At 29.9% G+C, this 13,382-nt stretch carries 15 protein-coding genes; 7 read left to right on the top strand and 8 right to left on the bottom strand.

Annotation, left to right across the window (positions count from 1 at the left end; genetic code table 11):
* Positions 1-155 precede the first annotated feature (155 nt).
* The 4 genes from FP421_RS08845 to FP421_RS08835 all read right to left on the bottom strand — a co-directional run bounded on the left by FP421_RS08845 (position 156) and on the right by FP421_RS08835 (position 3,543).
* On the bottom strand, positions 156-833 hold the full coding sequence (locus FP421_RS08845) for a response regulator transcription factor (RefSeq protein ID WP_159949682.1): 678 nt from the start codon (positions 831-833) through the stop codon (positions 156-158).
* A complete protein-coding gene (locus FP421_RS08840; RefSeq protein WP_159949681.1) occupies positions 823-2,778 on the bottom strand; it encodes a tetratricopeptide repeat-containing sensor histidine kinase in 1,956 nt (651 codons plus the stop codon). Before FP421_RS08840 ends, FP421_RS08845 begins: the two co-directional genes overlap by 11 nt.
* Before the next feature lie 47 nt (positions 2,779-2,825).
* A complete protein-coding gene (locus FP421_RS15265; RefSeq protein ID WP_262885950.1) occupies positions 2,826-2,951 on the bottom strand; it encodes a hypothetical protein in 126 nt (41 codons plus the stop codon).
* 64 nt (positions 2,952-3,015) lie between these two features.
* Positions 3,016-3,543, bottom strand: a complete 528-nt coding sequence (locus FP421_RS08835; protein WP_159949680.1) for an RNA methyltransferase — start codon at positions 3,541-3,543, stop codon at positions 3,016-3,018.
* A 154-nt stretch (positions 3,544-3,697) separates the two neighbouring features.
* Between FP421_RS08835 and mutS the strand changes: the two genes are divergently transcribed.
* Both mutS and FP421_RS08825 read left to right on the top strand, forming a co-directional pair.
* Entirely contained in the window at positions 3,698-6,271 is a 2,574-nt protein-coding gene (mutS, locus tag FP421_RS08830; RefSeq protein WP_394350698.1) for a DNA mismatch repair protein MutS, read from the top strand.
* 13 nt (positions 6,272-6,284) lie between these two features.
* Complete coding sequence (locus FP421_RS08825; RefSeq protein ID WP_159949678.1) at positions 6,285-6,566, top strand: Sec-independent protein translocase subunit TatA/TatB; 282 nt, start codon at positions 6,285-6,287, stop codon at positions 6,564-6,566.
* 71 nt (positions 6,567-6,637) lie between these two features.
* Here FP421_RS08825 and FP421_RS08820 read toward each other — a convergent pair whose 3' ends face one another.
* From FP421_RS08820 to FP421_RS08805, 3 genes are all read right to left on the bottom strand, one after another.
* Positions 6,638-7,279 (bottom strand): O-methyltransferase, encoded by a 642-nt coding sequence (locus FP421_RS08820; protein ID WP_159949677.1) that lies wholly within the window; start codon positions 7,277-7,279, stop codon positions 6,638-6,640.
* Positions 7,280-7,722: 443 nt separating this feature from the next.
* Positions 7,723-8,289 (bottom strand): sigma-70 family RNA polymerase sigma factor, encoded by a 567-nt coding sequence (locus FP421_RS08810; protein ID WP_159949675.1) that lies wholly within the window; start codon positions 8,287-8,289, stop codon positions 7,723-7,725.
* Positions 8,290-8,315: 26 nt separating this feature from the next.
* Positions 8,316-8,795 (bottom strand): nuclear transport factor 2 family protein, encoded by a 480-nt coding sequence (locus FP421_RS08805; protein ID WP_159949674.1) that lies wholly within the window; start codon positions 8,793-8,795, stop codon positions 8,316-8,318.
* A gap of 139 nt (positions 8,796-8,934) precedes the next feature.
* Between FP421_RS08805 and panB the strand changes: the two genes are divergently transcribed.
* The 5 genes from panB (at position 8,935) to FP421_RS08780 (ending at position 12,358) form a co-directional block, all read left to right on the top strand.
* On the top strand, positions 8,935-9,753 hold the full coding sequence (gene panB / locus FP421_RS08800) for a 3-methyl-2-oxobutanoate hydroxymethyltransferase (protein ID WP_159949672.1): 819 nt from the start codon (positions 8,935-8,937) through the stop codon (positions 9,751-9,753).
* A gap of 322 nt (positions 9,754-10,075) precedes the next feature.
* A complete protein-coding gene (locus FP421_RS08795) occupies positions 10,076-11,032 on the top strand; it encodes a 2-hydroxyacid dehydrogenase (protein WP_159949670.1) in 957 nt (318 codons plus the stop codon).
* A 24-nt stretch (positions 11,033-11,056) separates the two neighbouring features.
* Positions 11,057-11,515: a DUF1801 domain-containing protein gene (locus FP421_RS08790; RefSeq protein ID WP_159949668.1), complete on the top strand. Its 459-nt coding sequence runs from the start codon at positions 11,057-11,059 to the stop codon at positions 11,513-11,515.
* 2 nt (positions 11,516-11,517) lie between these two features.
* Positions 11,518-11,904: a VOC family protein gene (locus FP421_RS08785; protein ID WP_159949666.1), complete on the top strand. Its 387-nt coding sequence runs from the start codon at positions 11,518-11,520 to the stop codon at positions 11,902-11,904.
* A 55-nt stretch (positions 11,905-11,959) separates the two neighbouring features.
* A complete protein-coding gene (locus FP421_RS08780; protein WP_159949664.1) occupies positions 11,960-12,358 on the top strand; it encodes a DoxX family protein in 399 nt (132 codons plus the stop codon).
* 143 nt (positions 12,359-12,501) lie between these two features.
* On the opposite strand, the gene FP421_RS08775 is transcribed toward FP421_RS08780, so the two are convergent.
* The gene (locus tag FP421_RS08775) at positions 12,502-13,359 is read right to left on the bottom strand and encodes a class I SAM-dependent methyltransferase (protein ID WP_159949662.1); all 858 of its coding nucleotides are present in this window, start codon (positions 13,357-13,359) and stop codon (positions 12,502-12,504) included.
* Positions 13,360-13,382 lie beyond the last annotated feature (23 nt).

Below are 13,382 nucleotides of genomic sequence, written 5' to 3'. Positions count from 1 at the left end.
TAGACATGAACCCCTAATTTCATATCCGCAATTAATCCCTTTTTTTTGTTGTATTTGTTTGGTTAAACATTTACACCTCAAAAGTACATTATATAAAAAAGGTAAAGTTGTAAAAAGCCGAAGTTTAAAATGTGGATTTCCGCAAAACTTAAATTTTAATCAATAATTCCAAGTTCTTTAGCTTTTAAAACCAAGTCTGTATTATTATTTGCGTTTAGATCAGCACGTAAGTTTCCTAATTTGGTTTCGATAGAACGTAATTTTAAAAACCCTCCATCATTTTTTTCTATAATTCCCTCTAAATTGGCAATCTTTGGATGATTAGGAAGCTCTTTTAAAATTTGGATGGCAACTTCATCCATTTGAATTTGAATGATATTTCTACGCATTATTTTTTGATGAATCTCATGCGTATAATAGAAATCATTCACCAACATTTTCTGAACCGCAAAACCAATTTCAGTTGCATCACATTTACTTTTTAATAAATACGCATTTGGTTTTAAATTACTAATTACATTATATACCCTGTTTGTTTCTGTGTGCCCTGTAATAACAGCTATTTTAACATTAATACCATTATTTTTAATAGCTTTAATGAGTTCTTCTCCACCATCTAAAAGGGAATCTTCTGTAGTATTATCAAAACTTAAATCTGTGAATAAAAGATGAAATGGATTGGTGTTTTGGCTTGTTTTAATCAACTGAAAAGCCTCATCACAAGTATTGGTAGTAGCAACATCAAAATCGCCAACTTCTTTTAAAGAACATAAAATTCCTTGTATGACCAACTGATGATCATCAACAATTAAAATTCTGGTTTTAGTTTCCATTATTGGGGATTTCTATAGTGATTTTAGTTCCTTTTTTTGGTGCACTTTCTACTGAAAAATGACCATTAATTTCTTCAACTCTTTCTTTCATATTTTTTAAACCAATTCCTGTTTTTAATGAATTGGTATCAAAACCAACACCATCATCTTTTATAGTTAATGTAATTATTTTTTTTGTGCAGCTAAAGCTAAGAATTACATTTCTTGCGTCTGCATATTTATCAATATTCTGAAGGCTTTCTCGTATGCTCAAAAACAACGTTCTTTTAATAGAACTGTTTATCTTTTTCGATGAAACTGCATTAATTTCCTTGATTTTGATTGTAAAATTTGCATCGAAAAAATCAGAAACTAAATTTATAATTTGATTTTTAAAAGAAACCTCATCAAAAGAAATACTACTTAATTGATGCGATAAATTTCTAACATTATTCTTAACTCTGTCTAGTTCTTTAGATTCTTCTAAAAACTTTTTTTGTTCTAATTTTTTATGCAGTATTCTAATGTCTCCTGCAACCTCATCATGCAAAGATTTTGCAATCTGCTGACGCTCTTTTTCACGAGCTTCTACTTGTTGTAATTTCGATTCGAAAATCAACTTTTTTCTTCTGCTAGATACAACACTAGCTCCAAAAGCAATAAATAAAAAACTTCCTCCTGCAACTAACCATCCAATTGTTTTTTGTTGTTGTTCTTTTTCGATTCGCAGTTGTTTTTGCTCATTTTCAACTTTTAGTTTTGAATTTTCTTTTTCTTTTTTTTCGGTCTCATATCTAATATTCGAAAACTGAATTTTCATCGCTCGTTCTCGCTTAAAAAGGCTGTCATTTAAACGATAATGCTCTTCTAAATATTTTCTTCCTTTTTCTCCTTTAACCAATTTAGACAATAAAAATAAGTTTTCTAAAATACGCTCACTATTATTAAATTTTCTTGATAAGGCCAGTGCCTTTTTAGTGTGAAAAATTGCTTTGCTTTTTTGATTGGTTGAGGCGTAAAACTCACCTAATAATGAATGAGAAAAAACCAAGGAACTTTTATCTATTAATTTTTTTCTTAATTCTAAAACTTTTAAATACCCCTTTAGTGCAATATCTTTATTCCCTAGCTTAAAATTATTGTAAGAAAAGCCTTCTAAAGATAATCTATATTTATTTGGATCTTTTATTGCAAGACTATCGATTGATAACGCTTTCTTGTAAAAACTCATTGCTTTTTCATAATTAAATTCTGCCTCATAACTTTTTGCCGTCAGATTATAAAAAAGAGCATATTCTACATCAAAATTCTTTTTTTTAGATTTTTTTTGAGTCTCTAAATACTTTACATAATACTTTCTTGCTTCTTTAAATCTTTGTGTATACTTTAAAGCGATACCTAAATTTATATATAAATATGATGTAAATTTGATCTCATTTAGGGGTTCTGCATAACGTAACCCATTAATTACTGAATTCTCACTTCCTAAATAATCTCTTTCTCTTTCTTGAATATTAGACATAGAAAGATACCTCCTTGCCACTTCTAAAGAATCTTTTAATTTTGCAGATAAATCTAAAGATTTATTATAGTAATAGAAACAACTGTCTGATGCTACTTTAATTTTAAATATTAATGCTTTGTAATGGTAATGTTTTGCAAGTGCAAAAGAGTCTTTTGTTTTTTGGAAAAACCGATATAATTTTTGCTCACTTAAAGATAAATTTGGGATATCTTCTAAAAAAAAACTTCTTATCCCAAATCTTATATATGTTTTTTTTATGAATGCATCACTTTTAGTTTTTTCAGCTAAACTATAAGCTTTAGTGGGTATATTAATCTTTCTTGTTTTCTTATATTCTTTGTATAGAACAGATAAAGAATCTGAAATCAGTTCTAAATTTTGGCTCTGAGAAAACCCCTCAAAAGCCAAAAGTAATACACAAACAAAACACAATTTTTTCATAAAAAATAAAAAACCCTGAAAATTCAGGGTGTTTGGGTTTTTAAAAGTTATACTTTTTCTTTTTCACCATCTTCATCATTCTCTTTATCTTCTTCTCCAACAGTGCCTGATCCTCCTCCTCCTGGAATAAGATGTAATCTGAATTCATCAATACTTTCTTCTTTTGTGTACATATTTTTTGCTCTTTAAATAGTTCAACAGATAAAAGTAAAATATTATTTTAAAAATAGATTGTTTTTAGTTTATTTTTTGAAATAAATCCCACAAAACTACTCCTGTGGTTACAGAAATATTCAAGGAGTGTTTGGTTCCTAATTGCGGAATTTCAATACACAAATCAGCAGCATTTACAACTTCTTGTTGTACTCCCTTAACTTCATTACCCATTACAATGGCATATTTTTGGTTTTCTTGAGGATAAAAGTTGTTCAACTTTGTTGAATTTTCAGCTTGTTCAACAGCCAAAACTTTTACACCTTCAACTTTCAACTTTTTAACTAACTCTAACGTATTTTCTACATATTCCCATGCTACAGACTCAGTGGCTCCTAAAGCTGTTTTATGAATATCTTTATTTGGTGGAGTAGCACAAATACCACACAGATAAATCTTTTCTATTAAAAAAGCATCACTAGTTCTAAACACAGAACCAATATTATTTAAACTTCTAATGTTGTCTAAAACTACAATGATTGGTGTTTTTTTGGTCGATTTAAACTCGTCAATTGAAATTCTACCTAGTTCGTTGTTTTTTAGTTTTCTCATATTTTGTAGCTGGTGGTTGGTGGTTTTTAGTTGATGGTATGCTAACTATTAACCAAAAACTAAACACTAACAACTATATTTTATATCTTCGCAAAACTAACTGAAAATTTCCAAAAACTTGGCAAAATCAAAAGCGAAAAAGGTAACTCCTTTAATGAAACAATACAATACCATCAAGGGTAAATATCCTGATGCAATGCTGTTATTTCGTGTAGGAGACTTTTATGAAACTTTTGGTGAAGACGCTAAAAAAGCGGCTGAAGTTTTAGGTATTATCCTTACCAAAAGAGGTGCTGGTTCTGAGTCTGAAACTGCATTGGCAGGATTTCCTCATCACTCTTTAAACACCTATTTACCAAAATTGGTCAAAGCAGGAATGCGTGTGGCAATTTGTGATCAGTTAGAAGACCCAAAAATGACCAAAAAGATTGTAAAACGTGGCGTTACAGAATTGGTGACTCCAGGAGTTTCTTTAAACGACGAAGTTTTACAAACCAAAACCAATAATTTTTTAGCGGCTGTTCATTTTGATAAAAAACAATTGGGTGTTTCTTTTTTGGATGTCTCAACAGGAGAATATTTGGTTGCACAAGGAAATGCAGAATACATTGATAAATTATTACAAAACTTCAACCCAAGTGAAGTTTTAGTTCAAAAACAAAACAAACAACGTTTTTTAGAATTATTTGAAAACAGATATTACACGTTTTATTTAGATGATTGGGTTTTTCAGAAAGAATATGCAAACGAAACTTTACAAAATCATTTTGAGGTTAAAAACCTAAAAGGTTTTGGAATTCAAGATTTAAAAAACGGAATTATTGCTGCAGGAGCAGTGTTGTATTATTTGTCTGAAACGCAACACAATCAATTAAAACACATTCAACGTATCAACAGAATTGCAGAAGATAATTATGTTTGGATGGACCGATTTACGGTTAGAAATTTAGAATTGTATAACCCAAATTCTGTAAATGCAGTTACGCTTTTAGATGTGATTGACAAAACCATTTCGCCAATGGGCGGACGTTTGTTAAAACGTTGGTTGGCTTTACCTCTTAAAAATATTGATGCGATTCAAAATCGTCATGAATTGGTGAAGTTTTTTATAGATTCTGATGATTTTTCACAAACAGTTACTTATCAACTAAAACAAATTTCTGATTTAGAACGATTGATTTCTAAAGTAGCCACAGGCAAAGCTTCACCTAGAGAAATTGTCTTGTTAAATAATTCTTTAAAAGCAATTTTACCTATAAAATCATCTGCAGAAAACAGCAAAAACACTACTGTTAAGGTTTTAGGAAAGCAATTGCATAGTTGTAAAGAATTGATTGACAAAATATCTGAAACCTTATTTGAGGATGCACCTGTAAACATTAATAAAGGAAATGCAATTGCAAATGGAGTGCATCAAGAATTGGATGATTTACGTGCCATTTCTAATTCTGGAAAACAGTATTTGGATGATATGTTAGCTCGCGAAACTGAGCAAACAGGAATCACCAGTTTAAAAATTGCATTCAACAATGTTTTTGGATATTACATAGAAGTTAGAAATACACACAGAGATAAAGTTCCATCAGCATGGATTCGTAAACAAACTCTAGTAAATGCAGAACGATACATTACAGAAGAACTCAAAGAATACGAAACCAAAATTCTTGGTGCTGAAGAAAAGATTCAGAAATTAGAACAAGAGCTATTTTCAAAGCTTTTACAGTACATTATTCAGTTTGTGGATGTAGTGCAAGAAAATGCGCAAATAATCGCTAAAATAGACTGTTTGTTGTCTTTTTCTGTATTGGCTGTAGAGAACAACTACGTTAGACCCCAAATGGATGAAAGCACAGACTTAGACATTAAAAATGGACGTCATCCAGTAATTGAAAAACAGTTACCCATAGATCAAACTTATATTGCCAATGATGTTGTTTTAAACAGAAATCAACAACAAATTATTATGATTACTGGACCCAATATGTCTGGTAAATCAGCCATTTTAAGACAAACTGCACTCATTGTTTTATTAGCACAAATGGGAAGTTATGTGCCTGCTCAAAATGCCAAAATAGGTATTGTAGACAAGATTTTTACTAGAGTTGGTGCTAGTGATAATATTTCTATGGGAGAATCTACGTTTATGGTAGAAATGAATGAAACCGCATCTATTTTAAATAATATTTCTGAGCGTAGTTTAGTCTTGTTAGATGAAATTGGACGTGGAACTTCTACTTACGATGGAATTTCGATAGCTTGGGCAATTTCCGAATTTTTACATGAGCATCCTGCCAAAGCAAAAACCTTGTTTGCCACACATTATCACGAACTCAATGAAATGACTACTACTTTTGAGCGTATTAAGAACTTTAATGTGTCTGTAAAAGAGTTGGAAGACAACATCATTTTCTTACGTAAATTAGTTTCAGGAGGTTCTAACCATAGTTTCGGAATTCATGTTGCTAAATTAGCTGGAATGCCAAATATGGTGATTCACAGAGCAAATAAAATTTTAGCGCAGTTAGAAAAAAACAACAAAAATGGAGATGTAAAAGAGGTCTTACAACAAACTCAGCATGAAGAAATGCAGCTCAGTTTTTTTCAGTTAGATGATCCTTTGCTAGAAAATATACGTGAAGAAATATTGGCCACCAATATAGATACCTTAACACCTATTGAAGCGTTAATGAAATTGAATGAGATAAAACGTATGTTGATTAAAAAGTAATTATATTTGCAGTATGAATTCAATTCTTCTTTTTATTAGCGGTCCAGAAATTATGGTAGTGATGCTTATCGTAGTTATGGTTTTTGGAGCCGATAAAATTCCTGAGATTGCCAAAGGCTTAGGGAAAGGAATGCGTCAGGTAAAAGATGCTACAAACGACATTAAAAGAGAAATTAAAGAAAGTTCTGACAAACACAGTGTTGATACAGATATAGCTAAAGACATCAACAAAGAAATAAATCAAGTTAAAGACAATATTGATGATTTAACTGGTCCTATCAAACGTAATATGTAATTTCTTTCTCATTGTGAACAAAAAAGTGCAGCAATCTTGAGATTACTTTGTTATTCATCCTTTTAATAAAATTATTTTACTCTAGTTACTGTTAATCCGTCTCTAATAGGCAATAAAATTGTTTCTACTCTATTATCAGTATTTAGAAGTTTATTGTATTCCAATAACACTTTTGTATCTATATCTTTTGGATTTAATTCTTCTACAACCTTACCACTCCAAAGAACATTGTCTGATAAAATAATACCTCCAGCATTCATTTTATCAATAATCAAATGAAAGTAATTGATGTAATTAGACTTGTCTGCATCAATAAAAACCAAATCGAACTTTGTGTCTAATTTTGGTATAATTTGAGTAGCATCACCAACCAATTGTTCAATTTGATTGCTGTATCCCGATTTTTTAAAATATTTATTCTGTAAGGTTTCTAATTCTTCGTTTTTATCAATGGTAATTATTCTACCTTTAGCATCTAATCCTTCTGCCAAACATAATGCTGAATATCCTGTATAGGTACCTATTTCTAAGATGTTTTTGGGGTTAACTAATTTAGAAATCATACTTAAAACTCTACCTTGAAAAGCACCACTTAGCATTCTTGGGTTTAATACTTTTTGCCAAGTTTCTTTATTGAGCTCTTTTAATAATTGTGGTTCTTGTTGAGAGTGTGCTACAACGTAACTGTCTATGTTTTCTGGTAAGAAGTGCATTCTTTGTCTGGTCGAGCGCAGTCGAAACCTCATTAAATTACTAAAAAACCTCTCAACTGCGCTCGAGAGGACAAAATCAAAAGTACAAAAAAACGGAATTTATATTTCTATAAACTCCGTTTCAATCTAACAAAAAATCAAAAAATGTAGTTTTTTAAAAACTACAAAAAATGTTTCTATAATTTTAATTTGCTCAATTCTTCTTTAAGTAAATCTTTATCTTTAGTAGGCATACAATGTTTTATTTCTTTACAACTTTTTGCATGACCTTTATAAATCTTTGTAAGTGTCATATTTTGTTTAGTGTAACTAAAGCAAATTTTACATCGAATAAAATGCATATTTAACTTTAATTTTTCTAAGAGAGTTGCCTCACCATATTGATTTTTATCACATATAGTTGTGGCCTCATTACAAGTAATTCTAAAACTTTTAAACATTTTCTAACTATTAAACCAGTTATCTTCCATACATTTTCTAAGCTGTGTTCTTGCTCTGTGAATAATAACCCATAGATTTGACGCAGTTATATCTAACTCCTTACAAATTTCTTCAGTTTCAAATTCTTGTATTGTTTTCATTCTAAAAACCATCGCATATTTTTCTGGTAATGCATCAATACAAGATTCTAATTGTGTTTTTAATTCTTGATTTTCAATCGATTTCTCAGATTGATTATTCCAACTTTGTGGCACTCTTTCTTCTAACCAATTTCCTTCATTCTCACCGTCTTCATAAAAGTTCATTCTCACCTCAGCCTTTCCTTTTTTGGAATTAATTTTTCTGTAATGATCAATTATTTTACGTTTTAAAATTGAAACCAACCAAGTTCTTTCTGTAGATTTCCCTTGAAAGTTTTTAGCTGATTTTAACCCTGCAAAAAAAGTATCTTGAACTAAATCTTTGGCTAAATCACTGTCGTTAACGCGTACAATGGCATAATTATACATGTAATCTGCATAATTATCTATCCATTTGTTGGTGTTTAGTACAACTTTTTCCTGTGTCATTTGAAGAATAAAAATCAAATATAATGCTATTTTTTATTATTTATAACTTTGCAATTACTTCTTCTTCTCATATCTACTAAATAAATGATTTCCCATTGTCCGTTGTTATTAAAGAGTTGAAAAGAATTTGCTCCACAATGACTAAAATTTCCGTTCAAATAAAATTCATAAGGTGTCCATACTGATGCTAAGTTACCATCAATTTTAATGGTATAAGAAAGTAATTTTTCTAAATATTTATCTGATACTTTTTTACTAGCAACTCCTTTTAATAATTGTGCTTTAGTTTGAGTTCTTAGTTGTTTATTTCCTTCTTTATTAGTAAAAGTTGTTTGTATTTTAAGATCTTGATGCAATGTACTTTTCATAAGTGTGCTATCTCCTTGATGAAGTGCATCAAAAAATGTCGAAATTACTTTTTTTATCGTTTTTTCTTCAGATTGATTTTGAGCTGAAATCCCTACAGAAAACACTACAGCAATTAATATCGTTATAATTCTTGACATAAAATATTGATTTTGAAAAGTCTAAATCTAACTAAATTTCTAATTGTTAAATGATATCTTATTAAGATTAACGAAATATTAACTGGTTTTAAATCTCTTTAGATTTCTTACATTTACATCGTTCTAAATCATTAAAAGTATGTCTGTAGCAAAGAAAGAATATAAAAAAGTTACTGTAAAATCTCTAGTAGATATGAAAAAAAATGGAGAAAAAATCTCCATGTTAACTGCTTATGATTATACCATGGCTAAAATTTTAGATGGTGCAGGTATAGATGTGCTTTTGGTAGGTGACTCAGCATCTAATGTAATGGCCGGTCATGAAACTACTTTACCAATTACTTTAGACCAGATGATTTATCATGCAAGCTCAGTAATTAGAGCTATTGACCGTTGTTTGGTTGTGGTAGATTTACCTTTTGGTTCTTATCAAGGAAACTCTAGACAAGCCTTAGAATCTGCCATTAGGATTATGAAAGAGTCTGGAGCTCATGCTGTAAAATTAGAGGGTGGTTCTGAAATAGAACAATCTATTTCTAGAATATTAACTGCTGGAATTCCTGTAATGGGGCATTTAGGGTTAACACCTCAATCTATATACAAGTTCGGGACTTATACTGTTAGAGCTAAAGAAGAAGAAGAAGCAAAAAAATTAAAACAAGATGCAAAACTATTAGAAGAATTAGGTTGTTTTGCTTTGGTTTTAGAAAAAGTACCTGCAAAATTAGCAAAAGAAGTTGCTCAAGAATTGTCTATTCCTGTTATTGGTATTGGAGCTGGAAATGGTGTAGATGGACAAGTTTTAGTAACTCATGATATGATTGGAATGACACACGAATTTCACCCAAGATTTTTACGTAGGTATTTAGATTTATACCAAGAAATGACTGGTGCTTTTGAATCTTATATAAGCGATGTAAAAAGTGGAGATTTCCCGAGTAAAAAAGAGCAGTATTAGATTTATATTTATAGAGAACTGTAATAGAAATGGAGTTTTCTGAAAAAATATATTTTACTGTAATATATTTGCTATTGATTCCTTTCGTAAGGATATGCTTTACCTTTTTATCAAAAAAAACATTTCATTTGACTGATGAAAAGGATAATACATTCGCTCCTTTTTTTAAATTCTTTTTGAAATTTTTTAAATTTTATGCTTATTACTTATTTCCAATAGGTGCATTAATTTTAGTTTTTTCAAAATGGATGAAATAATTATTACTTAAATAAAAACTTAAACTAAGTTGACTACCTTGTAGCCAAAAAAATGAAAATTACACGTGAGAATATTACATCTTGATTCAAATCATACTCTTCTAACTAATCAATTAAACGATTTAGGTTTTACTAATGATGAAGATTATACTTCAACAAAACAAGAAATCGAAGCAAAAATTCATTTGTATGATGGATTTATCATTAGAAGTCGTTTTAAAATTGATAAACACTTTTTAGACAAAGCCACAAATTTAAAGTTTATTGGACGTGTTGGTGCGGGTTTAGAAAATATAGATTGCACCTATGCTGCATCAAAAAATATTAAGCTAATTGCTGCTCCAGAAGGCAATAGAAACGCTGTTGGTGAACATTCTTTAGGAATGTTATTATCGCTTTTTAACAAACTCAACAAGGCTGATAAAGAAGTTAGAATCGGAAAATGGTTGCGTGAAGAAAACCGCGGAATAGAACTCGATGGTAGAACTGTAGGTCTAATTGGTTACGGAAATATGGGTAAATCTTTCGCCAAAAAATTACGAGGTTTTGACGTTGAAGTTCTTTGTTACGATATCAAACCAAATGTTGGCGATGAAAATTGTAAACAAGTTTCTTTATCTGAGTTGCAAGAAAAAGCAGATGTTTTGAGTTTGCATACACCTCAAACCAAACTCACAAAACAGATGGTGAATTCCACTTTCATCAACAAATTTAAAAAGCCTTTTTGGTTGATTAATACAGCACGTGGAACTTCTGTTGTGACCAAAGATTTAGTGGAAGCTTTGAAATCTGGCAAAATTTTGGGTGCAGGATTAGACGTTTTAGAATATGAAAAATCATCTTTTGAAAATCTTTTTCAGAAAAATGTCACATCGAATACAGTAGAGATGCCAGAAGCTTTTTGTTATTTAATCTCAGCTGAAAATGTAATTTTATCACCGCATGTAGCAGGATGGACTATTGAAAGCAAAGAAAAATTAGCACAAACTATTGTCGATAAAATCAAAGAAAAGTTTTGTTAACTTGTCACAATAAAAACAGATGTTATGCAATACAAAGCAAATTCACCTGAAGACTATATCAGTCAAGTTCCCGAAGAACGTCAAAAAAAGTTAATTAAATTACGTAAAACCATCAAGCAAAACCTACCAAAAGGTTTTGAAGAAGGCATTCAATATGGAATGATTGGATATTACGTTCCACATTCTAAATATCCAGATGGTTATCATTGTAATCCTAAAGAACCTTTACCTTTTATGAGTTTTGCCTCTCAAAAAAACTCGGTTAATTTATATCATAGTGGCATTTATGCAGTACCTGAAATTCATGATTGGTTTGTGGCTGAATACCCAAAATATTGTAAACGTAAATTAGATATGGGAAAAAGTTGCATTCGTTTTAAAAAAATAGATGATATTCCTTTTGATTTGATTGCTGAATTGTGCACAAAAATAACAGTAGATCAATGGATTGCTATTTATGAAACAAATACCAAAAAGAAATAAAAATGAAAAATAGAGTTACAGGAATTGGAGGGGTATTTTTTAAAAGTGAAGATTCTAAAGCATCCAAAGAATGGTATAAAAAACACTTAGGTTTTAAGACAGATGATTGGGGATGTACATTTTGGTGGAAAGATAAAGACGGTAAAGAATGCGCTACACAATGGAGTCCTTTTGCTAAAGATACTAGCTATTTTGAGCCTTCAAAAAAAGACTTTATGTTTAATTATAGAGTTGAAAACTTGGTTGAGTTGTTAGCAGAATTGAAAAAAGAAGGAGTAACTATAGTTGGAGAAATGCAAGAATACGATTATGGAAAGTTTGGCTGGATTCTAGATAACGAAGGCAATAAAATAGAACTTTGGGAACCTATAGATCAAGCATTTAAATAGTTTAATTTACTGAATATTAAATGTTTATACTGCATAAATTTACTAATAAATAAACATGAAGGTACTTTCTAATCATCCAACAGAAATATTAATCTTATTATTTTTAATCATTACTTATGTTATTTCTGCAGTAGAAAAAATATTTGATTGGAAAGGAAGTGTCAGTTACATCAAGAATCATTTTGAAAACTCTCCGTTAAAAAACCATGTTTCATTTTTATTAGCAATTCTTTTGATAATAGAAATTGCAGCATGTATATTCATGGTTATTGGAGTTTATCAAATTTACACCTCAGAACAAAAAGAAATTGCATTATGGGGTATAATGCTTTCTGCGGTCTCAATTATTTTTATGCTTATTGGGCAACGTTTGGCAAAAGATTATCCAGGAGCAATGTCTTTAGGTGTCTATTTTTTGATAACACTCTTAGGTGTTTATTTATTAAATAAGTAAAATTGATTGATTTATAGTTTTTTGATAAGTAAAAACTATAATAAAACCTCTTAAAACAGCTATTTTAAGAGGTTTTATTATTTTTCTAACCCATTTCTATGGTTTTAAGTAAAAAACAAAAGAAAAGCTTTCTAAATGACGTTTTAATACTTTTTAAGGACATAAATTAAAGAAGAGTACTCAGAAGTCTTTCTAGCTTTTATATTTGACAATAAACCTCTGTAAAAAGAATTAAGAGGTTTCATTTTTCCTTTTTTATATTTCTCACTTAATAATGAAACATAATACGCATCAAATTTCATCGGTATTGTTTTTTCAACAATCATATTTTCTTCAGAAAATATTTTATGAATTGAACTTTGAGAAAAATGCCAAAGATGTCTAGGAACGTCAAAAGCTGCCCAAAACTCTTTGTAATATTTGGCATCATAACTTTTATAATTTGGCACAGCAATTACAAGTCTTCCATTTTTTGAAAGTAACTTTTTTAGTTTTGTGATATAGTCAGATAAATGTTCTACATGTTCTAAAACATGCCAAAGCGTTATTACATCAAAATTGCCTTTTTCAATTTGATCAATGTCTTCATTTAAAAAAACACCTTTTTCTGCTGCTTTATTAATTGCATTAATATTCGGTTCTACACCAGAAATATTCCATCCTTTATTTGAGCAGAATTTTAAGAAATCTCCTGTTCCTGCTCCAACATCTAAAATATTTTTTGAGTCTGTTTTAAAAGAATTAATTAAAGATAGTTTTTTCTTTAGTGTAATATTCTTTACCATTTGATAAACCTTATCAAAAATCGATTTTTTACTATCTGTATGCGAAATGTAATCTTCGCTTTTGTAGTAATTTTCTAAATCTACTGGAATTGGTGATGTCACCATCATATCATATTCCTCGTTAAACATTACTTCGTAAGATTCACCAGAAACTGTAAAATCTTTACAATTTAAAAAAGGCTTCAGCCTTTTATGAAAGTCCCTTTTTTTCCCCATATTTTTCTTTTTTATAAAAATGT

The organism is Polaribacter septentrionalilitoris (assembly GCF_009832745.1).
In the GTDB taxonomy this organism is placed as follows: domain Bacteria; phylum Bacteroidota; class Bacteroidia; order Flavobacteriales; family Flavobacteriaceae; genus Polaribacter; species Polaribacter septentrionalilitoris.
This window is presented reverse-complemented; position numbering and strand designations above follow the sequence as displayed.

Excerpts from the sequence above, each read along its gene's own strand:
- FP421_RS08845 (WP_159949682.1), bottom strand. The coding sequence starts at position 833 with ATGGAAACTAAAACCAGAATTTTAATTGTTGATGATCATCAGTTGGTC.
- FP421_RS08840 (WP_159949681.1), bottom strand. The coding sequence starts at position 2,778 with ATGAAAAAATTGTGTTTTGTTTGTGTATTACTTTTGGCTTTTGAGGGG.
- FP421_RS15265 (WP_262885950.1), bottom strand. The coding sequence starts at position 2,951 with ATGTACACAAAAGAAGAAAGTATTGATGAATTCAGATTACATCTTATT.
- FP421_RS08835 (WP_159949680.1), bottom strand. The coding sequence starts at position 3,543 with ATGAGAAAACTAAAAAACAACGAACTAGGTAGAATTTCAATTGACGAG.
- mutS (WP_394350698.1), top strand. The coding sequence starts at position 3,698 with ATGAAACAATACAATACCATCAAGGGTAAATATCCTGATGCAATGCTG.
- FP421_RS08825 (WP_159949678.1), top strand. The coding sequence starts at position 6,285 with ATGAATTCAATTCTTCTTTTTATTAGCGGTCCAGAAATTATGGTAGTG.
- FP421_RS08820 (WP_159949677.1), bottom strand. The coding sequence starts at position 7,279 with ATGCACTTCTTACCAGAAAACATAGACAGTTACGTTGTAGCACACTCT.
- FP421_RS08810 (WP_159949675.1), bottom strand. The coding sequence starts at position 8,289 with ATGACACAGGAAAAAGTTGTACTAAACACCAACAAATGGATAGATAAT.
- FP421_RS08805 (WP_159949674.1), bottom strand. The coding sequence starts at position 8,795 with ATGTCAAGAATTATAACGATATTAATTGCTGTAGTGTTTTCTGTAGGG.
- panB (WP_159949672.1), top strand. The coding sequence starts at position 8,935 with ATGTCTGTAGCAAAGAAAGAATATAAAAAAGTTACTGTAAAATCTCTA.
- FP421_RS08790 (WP_159949668.1), top strand. The coding sequence starts at position 11,057 with ATGCAATACAAAGCAAATTCACCTGAAGACTATATCAGTCAAGTTCCC.
- FP421_RS08785 (WP_159949666.1), top strand. The coding sequence starts at position 11,518 with ATGAAAAATAGAGTTACAGGAATTGGAGGGGTATTTTTTAAAAGTGAA.
- FP421_RS08780 (WP_159949664.1), top strand. The coding sequence starts at position 11,960 with ATGAAGGTACTTTCTAATCATCCAACAGAAATATTAATCTTATTATTT.
- FP421_RS08775 (WP_159949662.1), bottom strand. The coding sequence starts at position 13,359 with ATGGGGAAAAAAAGGGACTTTCATAAAAGGCTGAAGCCTTTTTTAAAT.